The organism is Clostridium sp. AWRP (assembly GCF_004006395.2).
In the GTDB taxonomy this organism is placed as follows: domain Bacteria; phylum Bacillota; class Clostridia; order Clostridiales; family Clostridiaceae; genus Clostridium_B.
This window is the reverse complement of record NZ_CP029758.2, coordinates 1-16,408: the sequence shown is the minus strand read 5'-3', so window position 1 is coordinate 16,408 and position 16,408 is coordinate 1. Positions and strand designations below refer to the sequence as shown.

The 16,408-nt window shown below is 34.7% G+C and carries 9 protein-coding genes, 1 tRNA gene and 3 rRNA genes; all 13 read right to left on the bottom strand.

From position 1 onward, the window contains the following. Window positions 1-24: 24 nt before the first annotated feature. The 13 genes from DMR38_RS00065 to dnaA all read right to left on the bottom strand — a co-directional run bounded on the left by DMR38_RS00065 (window position 25) and on the right by dnaA (window position 15,827). Complete coding sequence (locus tag DMR38_RS00065; RefSeq protein WP_127719441.1) at window positions 25-540, bottom strand: transcription repressor NadR; 516 nt, start codon at window positions 538-540, stop codon at window positions 25-27. A 111-nt stretch (window positions 541-651) separates the two neighbouring features. After that, window positions 652-1,155: an HDIG domain-containing metalloprotein gene (locus DMR38_RS00060; RefSeq protein ID WP_127719440.1), complete on the bottom strand. Its 504-nt coding sequence runs from the start codon at window positions 1,153-1,155 to the stop codon at window positions 652-654. Between the two features lie 92 nt (window positions 1,156-1,247). Next, window positions 1,248-1,324, bottom strand: a tRNA-Ile gene (locus DMR38_RS00055). Window positions 1,325-1,329: 5 nt separating this feature from the next. Then, window positions 1,330-1,446 (bottom strand): 5S ribosomal RNA (gene rrf / locus DMR38_RS00050). A gap of 208 nt (window positions 1,447-1,654) precedes the next feature. Continuing rightward, a 23S ribosomal RNA gene (locus DMR38_RS00045) occupies window positions 1,655-4,544 on the bottom strand. Between the two features lie 405 nt (window positions 4,545-4,949). Next, window positions 4,950-6,459, bottom strand: a 16S ribosomal RNA gene (locus DMR38_RS00040). The 16S, 23S and 5S rRNA genes sit together here with 1 tRNA gene alongside, the layout of an rRNA operon. 537 nt (window positions 6,460-6,996) lie before the next feature. After that, entirely contained in the window at window positions 6,997-9,480 is a 2,484-nt protein-coding gene (gene gyrA / locus DMR38_RS00035; RefSeq protein WP_127719439.1) for a DNA gyrase subunit A, read from the bottom strand. Window positions 9,481-9,497: 17 nt separating this feature from the next. Then, window positions 9,498-11,408, bottom strand: a complete 1,911-nt coding sequence (gyrB, locus tag DMR38_RS00030; RefSeq protein ID WP_127723832.1) for a DNA topoisomerase (ATP-hydrolyzing) subunit B — start codon at window positions 11,406-11,408, stop codon at window positions 9,498-9,500. A 20-nt stretch (window positions 11,409-11,428) separates the two neighbouring features. Beyond that, entirely contained in the window at window positions 11,429-11,692 is a 264-nt protein-coding gene (locus tag DMR38_RS00025) for an extracellular matrix/biofilm biosynthesis regulator RemA family protein (RefSeq protein WP_013236719.1), read from the bottom strand. 18 nt (window positions 11,693-11,710) lie between these two features. Continuing rightward, the gene (gene recF / locus DMR38_RS00020; RefSeq protein ID WP_127719438.1) at window positions 11,711-12,811 is read right to left on the bottom strand and encodes a DNA replication/repair protein RecF; all 1,101 of its coding nucleotides are present in this window, start codon (window positions 12,809-12,811) and stop codon (window positions 11,711-11,713) included. Window positions 12,812-12,880: 69 nt separating this feature from the next. Beyond that, complete coding sequence (locus tag DMR38_RS00015) at window positions 12,881-13,087, bottom strand: RNA-binding S4 domain-containing protein (protein WP_127719437.1); 207 nt, start codon at window positions 13,085-13,087, stop codon at window positions 12,881-12,883. A 27-nt stretch (window positions 13,088-13,114) separates the two neighbouring features. Beyond that, window positions 13,115-14,218: a DNA polymerase III subunit beta gene (dnaN, locus tag DMR38_RS00010; protein ID WP_127719436.1), complete on the bottom strand. Its 1,104-nt coding sequence runs from the start codon at window positions 14,216-14,218 to the stop codon at window positions 13,115-13,117. Window positions 14,219-14,474: 256 nt separating this feature from the next. Beyond that, window positions 14,475-15,827: a chromosomal replication initiator protein DnaA gene (gene dnaA / locus DMR38_RS00005; protein WP_127719435.1), complete on the bottom strand. Its 1,353-nt coding sequence runs from the start codon at window positions 15,825-15,827 to the stop codon at window positions 14,475-14,477. Window positions 15,828-16,408 lie beyond the last annotated feature (581 nt).

Below are 16,408 nucleotides of genomic sequence, written 5' to 3'. Positions count from 1 at the left end.
AATATAAAAAATTTTAGCTATGGATCAATCAGAAATAATATACTTTTTCTCTTTCAATTCCCTTTTTATATTTCTAATTATGTCATCGTTTTCTGCAACTATAGTATGTAAATGCACACCTCCTGTTAATATTAATAGTGGTTCTGCTTTATACTGCTTTATTTTATTTATAAAATTTTCAATATCATATAAATTTTTTATCATAAGCATACTTTTTATTTCACCATAAAGGGGATGTTCTACTATTACATCTTGTACTTTACCTCCAAATTTAACTATAATTTTAAGTTCATCCTCTATTTCACTTGTTTCATGTGAAACTGCTATTACAGCCTTAACTAAATTCTTTTCTGCTTTTGGAATCAGATAACCATCTGGGGTTGCTATTATATCTTTACCTTCTGCCCTTAAAATTGCTATATCTTTAACTATTATTTGTCTAGTAACCCCTAACTTTTCTGCCAAAATATAACCCTTTTGAGGTTTGTCATTTTTTTTAAGAATTTCTCTAATATATATTCTTCTTTTTTTTGAATCCATCTTAACCTCCACTAATACACTTATACATTAATTATATCATAAAAATTGGAATAAATTTATACACATAAAATACTAAGATACTTATAAACTAAAAAAATTTAACTTATAATTTTAATTTCTTTTATCGCAATACTTTAATATATTTAACTCCAAATCATTATTATGAGTATCGTTATTATGATGATTTTCTATCAAATAAAATAATTTTTCATTATACTCTATCTTTTTTAATATCTCTACTCCTATTTTACTATGATTGTAATATACATTTATCTTTGGCTTTTGAGAAAATTTTCTTAATTTTCCTTTTGAAATTCTATCCATTGATACTATAAATGATTTGTCTATTAGATTTAGCTTTCTATCTATCTTACCTATATCATGTAAAAGAGCAGCCTTTAGAAGCAATTTCTCATCTACTGTACCTTGCTTACTATTACAAATACGCTCTACATCATATGCTACTTTCACGCAATGCTTTTGTTCATTTATGGACAGTTTATTAAATAATTTTAATTCTTCTATACTTAAAATACTTTTTATAAACCTACTATCCTGTTCATTAATTCTAGAAGTTAATGCCCAATAAAATTGCTTTATTCTATAAAATATCAATATAAATCTCCTCCAGCTAATACACTATTTAAAGTGTACCATAATACAGGCAAAAAATAAAAGAACTACATAAAACTATGTAGTTCTTTTCATGGTGGACCTTCAGGGACTCGAACCCCGGACCCACCGGTTATGAGCCGGTTGCTCTAACCAACTGAGCTAAAGATCCTTATAACCTGGCAGCGACCTATTCTCCCACAGGGCCTCCCCTGCAGTACCATCGGCACTCTGAAGCTTAACCTTCCTGTTCGGTATGGAAAGGGGTGTTACCTTCACGTCATTACCACCAGATTCATTATCAAAAATTGCTATAAGCTTATCATATTTTCGTCAAGGTCTTCCCTGCGGTGCTCATTTACACAAGTAAACTCTGCTCCTCGCTCAAACCTTTCCTCAATCTGCTCGCTTCTACCAATTTTCTTATATATTAACTTTTAAGAGTTCAAATTGCTCTGTCCTCTCAAAATTGCACAGTAAACTTTTTTCTTTCGCTTTTCATTTGGTCAAGCCCTCGACCTATTAGTATCAGTCAGCTTAACAGGTTACCCTGCTTACACCTCTGACCTATCTCCTCGTGTTCTTCGAGGGGTCTTACTAGCTTACGCTATGGGAAATCTTATCTTGAGGTGGGCTTCACACTTAGATGCTTTCAGCGTTTATCCCTTCCCAACTTGGCTACCCAGCTATGCTCCTGGCGGAACAACTGGTTCACCAGCGGTCGGTCCATCCCGGTCCTCTCGTACTAAGGACAGCTCCTCTCAAATTTCCTGCGCCCGCGACGGATAGGGACCGAACTGTCTCACGACGTTCTGAACCCAGCTCGCGTGCCGCTTTAATGGGCGAACAGCCCAACCCTTGGGACCTACTTCAGCCCCAGGATGCGACGAGCCGACATCGAGGTGCCAAACCTCCCCGTCGATGTGAACTCTTGGGGGAGATCAGCCTGTTATCCCCGAGGTAGCTTTTATCCGTTGAGCGATGGCCCTCCCACGAGGTACCACCGGATCACTAAGCCCGACTTTCGTCCCTGCTCCACTTGTTTGTGTCGCAGTCAAGCTCCCTTCTGCCTTTGCACTCTTCGAAGAATTTCTAACCCTTCTGAGGGAACCTTTGTACGCCTCCGTTACTTTTTAGGAGGCGACCGCCCCAGTCAAACTGCCCGCCTAACATTGTCCCGTCTCCAGTTTCATGGAGCCCGGTTAGAATCCCAGTACTGTCAGGGTGGTATCCCAACATCGACTCTGTAATGGCTGGCGCCACTACTTCCTAGTCTCCCACCTATCCTGTACAGACAATACCGAAATTCAGTGCTAAACTGCAGTAAAGCTCTACGGGGTCTTTCCGTCCAATCGCGGGTAGCAAGCATCTTCACTTGCACTTCAATTTCGCCGGATTTGTTGTCGAGACAGTGCTCAAATCATTACGCCATTCGTGCGGGTCGGAACTTACCCGACAAGGAATTTCGCTACCTTAGGACCGTTATAGTTACGGCCGCCGTTTACTGGGGCTTAAGTTCTGACCTTCGCTTACGCTTAGTCTTCCCCTTAACCTTCCAGCACCGGGCAGGCGTCAGCTCCTATACTTCAGCTTTCGCTTTAGCAGAAACCTGTGTTTTTGATAAACAGTTGCTTGAGCCTTTTCTCTGCGGCCACTTGCGTGGCTCCCCTTCTCCCTAAGTTACGGGGTTAATTTGCCTAGTTCCTTAACAACAATTCTTCCGATGGTCTTAGGATTCTCTCCTCACCTACCTGTGTCGGTTTGCGGTACGGGCACATAAAAACTCCATAGAGACTTTTCTTGGCAGCGTGAAATCAGGTACTTCCCCTTACGGGTTCCCCATAACACCTCATCATTGATATACCGGATTTTCCTGGTATACCTGACTCGGTGCTTAGACATACATCCAATTGTATGCACACCTTATCCTCCTGCGTCATCCCTTTTGTCAAACGCTTTTATGCGGTATCGGAATTTCAACCGATTGTCCATCACCTACGCCTTTCGGCCTCGGCTTAGGTCCCGACTTACCCTGGGCGGACGAACCTTCCCCAGGAAACCTTAGGTTTTCGACCAATAAGATTCTCACTTATTTCTCGCTACTTATGCCAGCATTCTCTCTCCTGTACAATCCACCGTTCCTTCCGGTACGACTTCTACTCATACAGGATGCTCCTCTACCACTCTTTCGAGTCCACAGCTTCGGTGGTAAGTTTTAGCCCCGGACATTTTCGGCGCATGATCTCTTGACTAGTGAGCTATTACGCACTCTTTAAATGAGTGGCTGCTTCTGAGCCAACATCCTAGTTGTCTTAGAAATCACACATCCTTTCCCACTTAACTTACACTTTGGGACCTTAGCTGGTGGTCTGGGCTGTTTCCCTTTTGACCACGGATCTTATCATTCGCAGTCTGACTGCCGGAATTCAAGTATATGGCATTCGGAGTTTGATAAGGTTCAGTAACTGTTGTCAGCCCCTACCCCATTCAGTGCTCTACCTCCATTACTCATTTCCGACGCTAGCCCTAAAGCTATTTCGAGGAGAACCAGCTATCTCCGAGTTCGATTGGAATTTCTCCGCTATCCACAGCTCATCCCATGGTTTTTCAACACCAACGTGGTTCGGTCCTCCACGGAATTTTACTTCCGCTTCAACCTGGCCATGGATAGGTCACTCGGTTTCGGGTCTACAACATACAACTTCGCGCCCTTTTCAGACTCGGTTTCCCTCCGGCTCCGTACCTTAAGTACTTAACCTTGCTGCACATCGTAACTCGCTGGCTCGTTCTACAAAAAGCACGCCGTCGTACTTTACGTACTTCGACTGTTTGTGGACACACGGTTTCAGGTTCTATTTCACTCCCCTCCCGGGGTTCTTTTCACCTTTCCCTCACGGTACTCCTTCTCTATCGGTCACCAGGTAGTATTTAGCCTTGGGAGGTGGTCCTCCCTGTTTCCCACAAGGTTTCTCGTGTCTCGTGGTACTCTGGATTAGATCTGACTGTTCTTTGCTTTCATTTACAGGGCTTTTACCTTCTCCGGCAGAGCCTTCCAGCTCTCTTCAATTAGCACTTCACAGTATTTATAATCTATCCGCAACCCCAGGAACAAGTTCCTGGTTTGGGCTCTTTCCCTTTCGCTCGCCGCTACTTAGAAAATCGATGTTTCTTTCTCTTCCTCCGGGTACTTAGATGTTTCAGTTCCCCGGGTTTGCCTCTACAAACCTATGTATTCAGTCTGCAGTACCTAGTGTTTGCTAGGTGGGTTTCCCCATTCGGATATCTCTGGTTCTCTGGCTATTTGCGCCTACCCAGAGCTTTTCGCAGCTTATCGCGTCCTTCTTAGGCTCCTGGTGCCAAGGCATCCTCCATGCGCCCTTTGTAGCTTGACCTTTCATTATCGAAAATTGCTATTTGCAATTTTCTCTGTATCATCTTAAATGTTTAGAATGATACTAAAGTTATTCTACAAAGGTTATATTATAACCTTAGCTTTACTTTTAAAAATTGTTATTAACTTTGCATATCTTCGTCAAAATCATTCGCTGCGGTACTCATTTACATAAGTAAACTCTGTTCCTCGCTCATGTTTTTCCTTGATCTGCTTGTTACTATCAATTTTTTAATTTCTTATTTACTGTGCAATTTTCAAAGGACAATTTTTCATTTTACTTTCCTAATTGGTTGTAAAATGAAAGAAGAATCTATGATCCTTCAAAATTAAACAGAGTAGATTGTAAACTTACTTAAACCATCAATTTATAAGATAGATTATACTCTATCTTTCGACTCCCTAGAAAGGAGGTGATCCAGCCGCAGGTTCTCCTACGGCTACCTTGTTACGACTTCACCCCAATTACTAACCCCACCTTCGGCCGCGTCCTCCTAAGTTAGACTACGGACTTCGGGTGTTGCCAGCTCTCATGGTGTGACGGGCGGTGTGTACAAGGCCCGGGAACGTATTCACCGCGACATTCTGATTCGCGATTACTAGCAACTCCAACTTCATGCAGGCGAGTTTCAGCCTGCAATCCGAACTGGGGGCAGTTTTTGAGGTTTGCTCCACCTTGCGGTCTTGCTTCTCTCTGTACTGCCCATTGTAGCACGTGTGTTGCCCTGGACATAAGGGGCATGATGATTTGACGTCATCCCCACCTTCCTCCGCGTTAACCGCGGCAGTCTTGCTAGAGTGCTCAACTAAATGTTAGCAACTAACAACAGGGGTTGCGCTCGTTGCAGGACTTAACCTAACATCTCACGACACGAGCTGACGACAACCATGCACCACCTGTATCCCTGCCCCGAAGGGCTTCTCTTATCTCTAAGATATTCAGGGTATGTCAAGTCCAGGTAAGGTTCTTCGCGTTGCTTCGAATTAAACCACATGCTCCGCTGCTTGTGCGGGCCCCCGTCAATTCCTTTGAGTTTTAATCTTGCGATCGTACTTCCCAGGCGGAGTACTTATTGTGTTTACTGCGGCACAGAAGGGGTCGATACCTCCTACACCTAGTACTCATCGTTTACGGCGTGGACTACCAGGGTATCTAATCCTGTTTGCTACCCACGCTTTCGTGCCTCAGCGTCAGTTACGGTCCAGAGAATCGCCTTCGCCACTGGTGTTCTTCCTAATCTCTACGCATTTCACCGCTACACTAGGAATTCCATTCTCCTCTCCCGCACTCCAGATACCCAGTTTGAAATGCAGTGCCCGGGTTAAGCCCGGGTATTTCACATCTCACTTAAATATCCGCCTACGCACTCTTTACGCCCAGTAATTCCGGACAACGCTCGCCACCTACGTATTACCGCGGCTGCTGGCACGTAGTTAGCCGTGGCTTCCTCCTTGGGTACCGTCATTATCGTCCCCAAAGACAGAGCTTTACAATCCGAAAACCTTCTTCACTCACGCGGCGTTGCTGCATCAGGCTTTCGCCCATTGTGCAATATTCCCCACTGCTGCCTCCCGTAGGAGTCTGGACCGTCTCTCAGTTCCAATGTGGCCGATCACCCTCTCAGGTCGGCTACGCATCGTCGCCTTGGTAGGCCGTTACCCTACCAACTAGCTAATGCGCCGCGGGTCCATCTCAAAGCGGATTACTCCTTTAAATCAGTTTTCATGTGAAAATTGATTATTATGCGGTATTAATCTCCCTTTCGGGAGGCTATCCCCCTCTTTGAGGTAGGTTACCCACGTGTTACTCACCCGTCCGCCGCTAATCCACTCCCGAAGGAGCTTCATCGCTCGACTTGCATGTGTTAAGCACGCCGCCAGCGTTCGTCCTGAGCCAGGATCAAACTCTTAATTTAAAAGTTTGTATTGACTCTTCTTATTACGAAATTACTTTTTTAGCTGCTCTCGCAGCTCAAAAGAATTGCTGGTTTATTCTAAATAAGTTGTACTTATATCTTCCTCTGTTTAATTTTCAAGGATCATTTTGCTGTCTCACTTTGACAGCTTTTATAGTATATCACCTATTTCTTATTTTGTCAACATCTTTTTTCAAAACTTAATTTTGAATTGCATGAGACATTACAATTGATATTCTCAAATTAATGTCTTCACTTGATGACGACAGTTGCTATTCTAACACATTACCTATATATATAATTCAAAAATATCACCATTATGTAAAACTATCTTATAATACATACACTATAATACTTATTCCTTAAATATTCTTATACTGACACACTAGGTTATGTTGTTTTTTTAATATAACAAAATAAATACTAGTGTTTTGATTAGAACACTAGTATTTATTTTATATAAAATATTTAACATGTTTTATATGTCACACATATAAAATTAAATAGTATTTACTCTACTTAATCTAAATGCACTTATTATTCTTCTACTTTTTTATCATCTATATTATCACTTGTATCATTACTTGTATTATCACTTGTATCATCACTGCAATTTATCTTAGCAATTGCAACAACCATTTGTTCTTCATCTGTTCTCATAAGAGTAACTCCCATAGTATTTCTATTTGTAACAGAAATCTCAGATACATTGAGCCTTATAGCTACATTACTGCTATTTATGAGCATCATTTCATCCTCATCTTTTACAACTCTAGCACCAACTATTAAACCGGTCTTCTCTGTAACTTTATAAGTGATAATTCCTTTTCCACCTCTTCTATGAATAGTGTATTCGGATACTGGAGTTCTTTTACCAAATCCATTCTCACTAATTACAAGAACATCTTGAGACTTATCTACAATATCCATAGCTACAGCTATATCACCAGTTCTTAAAGTTATAGCTCTTACTCCCATAGTATTTCTTCCCGTAGGTCTTACATCATCTTCACTGAATCTTATAGCATATCCATTTTTAGTGAAAATAAGAATTTCACTCTTACCTGTAGTCATTCTAACTCCTATAAGTTCATCTTCATCTTTTAAATTTATAGCATTTAATCCATTTTTTCTTATAGAAGCATATTGACTTATCTTAGTCTTCTTTATCAATCCACATCTAGTAGCCATGATAAAATAATTGTCCTTATCAACTTCCTTAAAGGATATAACTGCTTGAATTTGTTCGTCTCCCTGTAGAGGTATTAAATTAACTAAATTTGTTCCTTTAGCTGTTCTACCAGCATCCGGGATTTCATAACCCTTTAATTTATACACTTTACCTTTATTAGTGAAAAATAAGATATTATTATGGGTTGATGTAATAAATATGTGCTCTACAAAGTCATCCTCTTTTGTAGACATTGCTTGTATTCCCTTTCCCCCTCTTCTTTGGGAAGAATAGGTATCAGCAGAAATTCTTTTTATATATCCTGAATGAGTTAGAGTTATTACTACTTCCTGCTCTTCAATAAGATCTTCAATATTTATATCATCATTACTTATCTGTATTTCAGTTTTTCTTTCATCACCATATTTATCTCTTATCTCAATTAATTCATCTTTAATTATCTTAAGCAGCAATTCTTTATTTTCTAGTATTTCCTTGAGATGTTTTATTGTTTCCATCAATTCATTATATTCATTTTCAATTTTTTCTCTTTCAAGACCTGTAAGTCTTTGAAGTCTCATATCCAAGATAGCTTGAGCCTGTTTTTCTGAAAGACTAAATTCAGACATTAACCCATTCCTTGCATTCTCTGCAGTTTTAGATGATCTTATTAGGTGTATTACCGCATCTATATGATCTAATGCTATTTTTAATCCTTCTAGAATATGCGCTCTAGCCTGAGCCTTATCTAAATCAAATTTAGTTCTTCTTGTTATAATTTCTTCTTGAAATCTTAAATAATATACAAGCATTTGCTTTAAATTCAATACTTTTGGTTCATTATTTACAAGAGAAAGCATTATAATTCCAAAAGTATCCTGCATCCTTGTATGTTTGTATAGCTGATTAAGAGTTACATTAGGATTTGCATCTCTTTTCAATTCTATAACTATTCTCATTCCATCTCTATCTGATTCATCCCTAATATCAGATATTCCATCTATTTTTTTATTCTTAACAAGGTCGGCCATATTTTCTATAAGCTTTGATTTATTAACTTGATATGGAATTTCAGTTATTATTATCCTGTTTCTACCTTTAACTTCTTCAATTTCAGCTTTAGCCCTTACTAATATTTTTCCTCTTCCAGTTTCATAGGCACTTCTTATGCCTGATGTGCCAATTATTATTCCTGCAGTTGGGAAATCAGGACCTTTTATAGATGTCATAAGCTCACTAATTGTTATGTCTGGATTGTCTATTATCATTATGACACCATTTATAACTTCAGTAAGATTATGAGGTGGTATATTCGTAGCCATACCTACAGCTATTCCAGCAGAACCATTTACAAGCAAATTAGGGAACCTTGAAGGTAAAACTGAAGGTTCTTTTTCCTCACCATCAAAGTTTGGAACGAAATCTACTGTATTTTTATTTATTCCCCTTAACATTTCAAGTGTTATCTTATTCATTTTAGCTTCGGTATATCTCATAGCTGCAGCACTATCTCCATCTACTGAACCAAAATTTCCATGACCATCAACTAGAGTATATCTGATAGAGAAGTCTTGTGCCAATCTAACTAGAGCATCATAAACTGCTGTATCTCCATGTGGATGATATTTACCTAAAACATCTCCTACAATTCTTGCACACTTCCTATAGCCTTTTTCAGGGGTAAGTCCTAACTCGTACATAGAGTACAGTATTCTTCTGTGAACTGGCTTTAATCCATCACGTACATCTGGAAGTGCACGACTTACAATAACACTCATAGCATAGTCTATATAACTTTTCTTCATTTCACGGCTTATGTCTACTGGTAAAATTTTTCCTTCATCAAACATCAATTACACCTCTCTACTTATATATCTAAGTTTACAACTTTTTTAGCATTTTCTTGTATAAAATTTCTACGAGGTTCTACCTTGTCACCCATAAGTATAGTAAAGATTTCATCAGCAGCCATAGTGTCCTCTACATTTACTTGAATAAGTGTCCTTGTTTCAGGATTCATTGTAGTATCCCAAAGTTGTTCCGAATCCATTTCTCCAAGTCCTTTATATCTTTGTATATCTACATTACTGTCTTTCCCACCTATTTCAGTAAGCAATACATCTAATTCATCATCTGAATATGCGTAGTATTCCTTCTTTCCTTTAGCTACTCTATATAAAGGTGGTTGAGCTATATAAACATGACATTTTTCAACAAGTTCCTTCATATATCTGAAGAAAAAAGTAAGTAATAATGTTCTTATGTGCGCACCATCTACATCTGCATCTGTCATTATTATTATTTTATTGTATCTTATTTTATTTACATCAAAGTCTTTTCCTATACCTGCTCCAAATGCTGTTATCATGGATCTTATTTCTTCATAGCCAAGTATTTTGTCAAGCCTTTGTTTTTCAACATTCATTATTTTACCACGCAGTGGAAGTATAGCTTGAAATTTTCTATCTCTACCTTGTTTTGCAGATCCACCTGCAGAATCACCCTCGACTAAATATATTTCACATTCAGAAGGATCTTTAGATGAGCAATCTGCTAATTTTCCTGGAAGAGAAGTATTTTCAAGTATAGATTTACGTCTTGTAAGCTCTCTTGCTTTTCTTGCCGCTTCTCTAGCACGTGATGCCATAAGTGATTTATCAAGTATCATCTTTGCTACTTGAGGATTTTCCTGTAAAAAATTATTTAATGACTCTCCCATTATGCTGTCAACTATACCACGCACTTCACTATTTCCTAGTTTTGTTTTCGTCTGGCCCTCAAATTGGGGGTCTACAAGCTTTACAGATATAACTGCAGTAAGCCCTTCCCTTATATCTTCTCCTGATAGATTTTTGTCATTTTCTTTTAATATACCAAATTTCTTTGCATAATCATTAAATACTCTAGTAAGTGCTGACTTAAATCCAGCTAAATGAGTTCCACCTTCTACTGTATCTATGTTATTAGCAAAAGCAAAAATATTTTCAGTATATCCATCATTATATTGAATAGCAATTTCTACAGAGTAGTCATCTTTTTTACCCTCTACGTATATAGGCTCTTTATGAATTGGTTGTTTATTTCTATTAAGATAACTTACAAATGACTTTATTCCACCTTCATAGTGAAATATTTCTTCTTTATCATCTCTCTCATCTTCTAATCTTATTTTTATACCCTTGTTTAAAAATGCCAATTCTCTAAGCCTTTGAGCCAATGTATCATAATCATATTCTATTTCATCAAATATTTCTGCATCCGGTTTAAAATGAATTTTTGTTCCGTGCTCCTCACTATCACCTATTATGTCAAGTCCGCTTGCTACTTTTCCTCTTTTAAATACCTGTCTCCATATATGGCTTTCCCTTTTTACTTCAACTTCACAGATTTCAGATAGAGCATTTACAACTGATGCTCCAACTCCATGAAGTCCGCCGGAAACTTTGTATCCGCCGCCTCCAAATTTTCCTCCTGCATGCAGTATAGTCATTATAACTTCTACAGTTGGTTTTTTCATTTTATGGTGCATTCCAACAGGCATTCCTCTACCATTATCCGTAACTGTTATAGAATTATCTTTATGTATAATTACATTTATTTTATCGCAATATCCTGCCAGTGCCTCATCTATGCTATTATCAACTATCTCATACACTAAATGATGAAGCCCCCTTGAACTAGTACTTCCAATATACATTCCAGGTCTTTTTCTAACAGCTTCAAGACCTTCTAATACTTGTATTTGATTTTCATCATAAGTTTGTTTTTTTTCTTGCATCATACCTATATCCTCCTATTTTAGAGTTCGTAACATAAAATTTCTGACCTTTTAGCTAGTGTGGATGAAGATATAGGTGATAAATAAATTCTACTTTTTTTATTTACTTCCGCAATAATGAATGATTTGGGTTTATCTTTTGTAATTTTTTGAACAAATCCATCTTCTTCAGCCATTCTTAAAAATTGGGTTGTATCAGAATTATATGTTGAAGTTTCAATATCAAATATTCCAATTATATCTTTTATCGGAACAACTATATTTTCACCTAAATGTAAAAACATAACAATCTCCTTTCAAAATTAAATTCTATTCATCTTTCCACTCTTTACAATAAATATTTGATTTCCCTTTTTTACATTTTTTTTAATGTTGCCAATTCCTGTACCTGTTATAAATGTTTGTATTTCATTTATAGAATTTAATATATACTTTTGTCTATTTGCATCTAGTTCAGATAAAACATCATCCAGTAATAAAACGGGATATTCTCCTGTAATTTCTTTTATTATTTCAAGAGACGCGAATTTCATAGTTAGAACTGATGTCCTCTGTTGTCCTTGGGAACCAAAGCTTCTTACATTTATACCATTTATGCTCGTAACAAAATCATCCCTATGTGGACCATAGAGGGTAATACCTTTTTCTATATCCCTTTGTCTATTAGTTTCCAAAACTTTAAACAAGCTGTTTTGTATATTATCTAAGTCTGTTATAGATGTTACATATTTAAATTCTATTTTTTCAGTTTGTGAAGTTATATCTTCATGAATGATCTTACCCATTTTGCTGAGTTTGTTTATGTATTTATTTCTGAGATCTATTATAACTGCACCATATTTAGACAATTGGATATCGTATATATCAAGAATATCTCTATCACTACTACTCCGTTTTCTAAGTAATAAATTTCTTTCACTTAGAACCTTGTTATATTGAACTAAGTTATAATAATATCTTTTACTGAATTTACACAGTTCTATATCTAAAAATTTTCTTCTGAAAGAAGGAGATTCTTTTATTATTTTTAAATCTTCTGGAGAAAACATTACTACATTAAAAATTCCCATAAGTTCAGATAATTTATTTACTCTTATAGAATTTATATTTATTCCCTTTTTACCTTCTTTGAATATCTTTATCTCTATTTTTTTATCGTTTAAGTTGTGTGACGAACTATATACCCCAGCTTTTATATAAGCATATTTTCCATCCCAATTTATTAATTCCTTATCCTTATTTGTTCTTGGTGATTTGCCTATACTGCAATAGTATATACTCTCTAATATATTTGTTTTTCCTTGTGCATTATCTCCTATAAATACATTTAAATTTTTATCAAATTCTACTTCTAGTTCCTTATAGTTTCTAAAATTAATAAGTTTTAAATACTTGATATACATATAAAAACACCTATTTATAATTATATCACAATATATAATACACATTTAATAATAAATTTTTAATTGCATCTATATAATTTTATAAGTTTTTTCTTGAAATTCAACTGTAAATCCTTTTGAAAGTTTTCTTCCTCTCCTTACTTCAACTTCTCCATTTACCTTTACCATTCCATTTTTTATAAATATTTTAGCTTCAGAACCTTGTGAAACAGCCCCACACCACTTTAGAAAAGAATCTAATTTTATTATATCTGTACTAATCTTAATTTCATTCATTTTCTATTATCTCCAATTTTTTTATTTTTAATTGTTTAGAAGCCTTACTGGAAGCACTAAATAAGTACAATTGTCTTTATCTTTATTTTTGATTACACATGGACTTACGCTGCTAGAGAATTTCATAATGATTTCTTCTTCATCCATTATTTTCAAGACATCTATTAAGTATTTTGAATTAAATGCAATTTTTAATGTATCTCCTTGCAATAATATATTTAATTCCTCTCTGACCATTCCCAATTGAGAATTTGAAGTTATTATCATGTTGTTTTCTTCTATTTCTAACTTTATTAAATTGGTATTACTGTCTTTAGCCATTAGAGAAGCTCTTTCTATACAACTTAAAAGTTCTTCTCTTTTAGCTGTTACTTGCAAATTAAATTCATCTGGAATTATAGAATTATATTTTATAAATTCACCTTCCAGTAATCTAGATATAATTTTAGTATTATCTAAATTGAAAAGTATGTGATTAGGTGTAAAAGTTATATTTACATTTTTATCATTATCTTCTAAGATTTTAGAAACTTCACTTAAAGTTTTTTCTGGAATTACAGCATTTATTACGTTTTCTGTATTAAGATATTCTGATTTTAAAGCTAATCTATATCCGTCTAATGCTACTAAATTCAATTTTTTGTCCTTGATTTCAAATAAAATGCCTGTAAGAATAGGTCTTGTTTCATCTTGAGCTGCAGCGAAAATAGTACTTTTTATCATATCTTTTAATATTTTTTGAGGTATTAAAAAAATAATATTTTCATTTATATTAGGTATTTCAGGAAAATCTTCTGCATTCATATGAATTAGATTGAATTTAGATTTTTGACATATTATTTCTATTGAATTATTTTCTGTAGTAGAAATATTTATATTGTCATTAGGTAATTTTCTTATAATTTCTCCAAATATTCTAGAATCAACTACTACAGAACCTTCTTCATTTATCTCTGCATTTATTTTTGTTTCTATACTGAGGTCTATATCTGATCCAGTTAATTTAATTTGATTTTTATAAGTTGTAATAAGTAGACCATTTAATATTGGCATACTGGATTTTCCTGTAATAGCTTTTTGTGCTATTGAAATAGCTTCTTGTAATTCTGTTTTTGTACATATAAAATTCATTTAATGTCCTCCTTTATTCACATTGTAGAAAGATATATAGAATATAGATAATTAATTAAATTTAGTAATAATAGTAGTAGGGGCTGTGATTATGTTGATAACCTTTGAATGCGTTGGTACTGAATAAAAAAATGCGAAAAATAATTGTGGATAAGTAATTGATAAAAATTGACGTTATCCACATAATTAGAAAAAAATATATTAATATTTTTAATGCACAGTGTTATTACTAAATAATATTAACAGTTGTTGATAATTAATTTTGATTTAGTCGTTTTGTTAAATCGCCTATAGCATTTTGAAGACTTTCATCCTGTTTTAAATTAGTTGATATTTTTTCATAGGCATGTATTACTGTAGTATGATCTCTTCCACCAAATTCTTCTCCTATTTTTGGCAAAGACATATCTGTAAGTTTTCTGCACAAGTACATAGCTATCTGTCTTGGAAAAGCTATATTTCTTGTTCTTCTTGCAGATTTTAAATCATCTACTTTTAAGTTATAATAGTTTGCAACTACGTCCTGTATTAAGTCTATGGTAACTTGTTTTGATTGTTTGCTTGAAATTATATCTTTTAATGCCTCTACCGCCAAATCTATACTTATTTCTTTATTTGTAAGTGAGGAGAAAGCAACTATCCTTATTAGAGCACCTTCAAGTTCTCTAATGTTAGATTTAATTTGGGTAGCTATATACACCATTACTTCATTAGGAATATTTAAATTTTCAACATCTGCCTTCTTTTTTAATATAGCCATTCTAGTTTCAAAGTCTGGTGGTTGAATATCTGCTATAAGTCCCCATTCAAATCTAGATCTAAGTCTATCTTCTAATGTAGGTATTTCTTTTGGTGGTCTATCACTAGATAAAATTATTTGTTTATTAGCTTCGTATAGTGCATTGAAGGTATGAAAAAATTCTTCTTGGGTTCTTTCCTTACCTGCTATAAATTGTATATCATCTATTAATAGTACATCTATATTTCTATATTTGTTTCTAAACTCTACATTTTTATCATCTTTTATTGAATTTATAAGTTCATTTGTAAACTTTTCAGATGAAACGTATACTACTTTAGATTTGCTATTATTGTTTAGTATGTAATGTCCTATAGCGTGCATTAAATGAGTTTTGCCTAATCCTACGCCTCCGTATATGAACAAAGGATTATATGCTTTTGAAGGTGATTCAGCTACAGCAAGTGAAGCTGCATGAGCGAATCTATTACTATTACCTATAACGAAGGAATCAAAAGTATATTTTGGATTTAGCATGGTTGACATTTCATCATTTACCAATACAGAATTTTTATTGTGCCTTTTTTTAGAGTTGTCTAATGTTAAAGCTTCTTCTGATTCAGAGGCAATTAAAAATTTAATGTTGTATTTTTTTGAAGTAATTAATTTTAGAGCATTAGCTATTAAATTTTTATATTTACTAGTTAATATGCCTTTAGTAAGGTCATTTGGTACACTTAATATGAAGGTGTCATTTTCAATAGATACAGGAGTAATACTTTTAATCCATGTGTTAAAGCTTACTTCAGTAATTTCACCATTTATTATGTTTAAAGATTGTTCCCATATTTCTTTTGGATGGGCATTCATTTTGTATCCTCCAGTCTTAGAAAAATAATTCACAACATATTTACATGATTATAAACGTCATTATATTTTCTTGACATATGTTTATAAAAATATTCACATGTTTATAAATATGTTTATATCTTTTAAATAAAAAAAGTTATAAACAATAACCGTAAAATAAATATTAACATTATCTACAATGAATAATGTTAGTAAAATAGTTAAAAATGTATAAATGAATAGGAAGTTTATATAAAATTAAACAACTTATACACATTTTTATCCACAGCTGTGGATAAGTTATATATTTTTTAAATTATTAACAGGTCTCTATTTATAATATCAAAACCTAACTACCTATTCAAGAAGTTATCCACAAAAACCGATAAAAAATATTAACAGGTAATGTTTTTATCCATTTTTGTAGTCTTCATTTTGTATTGACATTGTAACTTAGTGAATATATAATTTAATAGTAAAACTTTAGGATTTATAATTAGGTGGATTAATTGCTTTTATAAATGTTAGTTTACATGAGAGTGATGTATTTATTGCGCTCTATATATAATAAGTAAAGAAAAAATAAATGCTAAATTGGAAAG

Bases quoted from the DNA above. Each gene is read 5' to 3' on its own strand.
- gyrB (WP_127723832.1), bottom strand. From the start codon at position 11,408: ATGCAAGAAAAAAAACAAACTTATGATGAAAATCAAATACAAGTATTA.
- DMR38_RS00025 (WP_013236719.1), bottom strand. From the start codon at position 11,692: ATGTTTTTACATTTAGGTGAAAATATAGTTGTTCCGATAAAAGATATA.
- dnaA (WP_127719435.1), bottom strand. From the start codon at position 15,827: ATGAATGCCCATCCAAAAGAAATATGGGAACAATCTTTAAACATAATA.
- recF (WP_127719438.1), bottom strand. From the start codon at position 12,811: ATGTATATCAAGTATTTAAAACTTATTAATTTTAGAAACTATAAGGAA.
- gyrA (WP_127719439.1), bottom strand. From the start codon at position 9,480: ATGTTTGATGAAGGAAAAATTTTACCAGTAGACATAAGCCGTGAAATG.
- dnaN (WP_127719436.1), bottom strand. From the start codon at position 14,218: ATGAATTTTATATGTACAAAAACAGAATTACAAGAAGCTATTTCAATA.
- DMR38_RS00015 (WP_127719437.1), bottom strand. From the start codon at position 13,087: ATGAATGAAATTAAGATTAGTACAGATATAATAAAATTAGATTCTTTT.
- DMR38_RS00065 (WP_127719441.1), bottom strand. From the start codon at position 540: ATGGATTCAAAAAAAAGAAGAATATATATTAGAGAAATTCTTAAAAAA.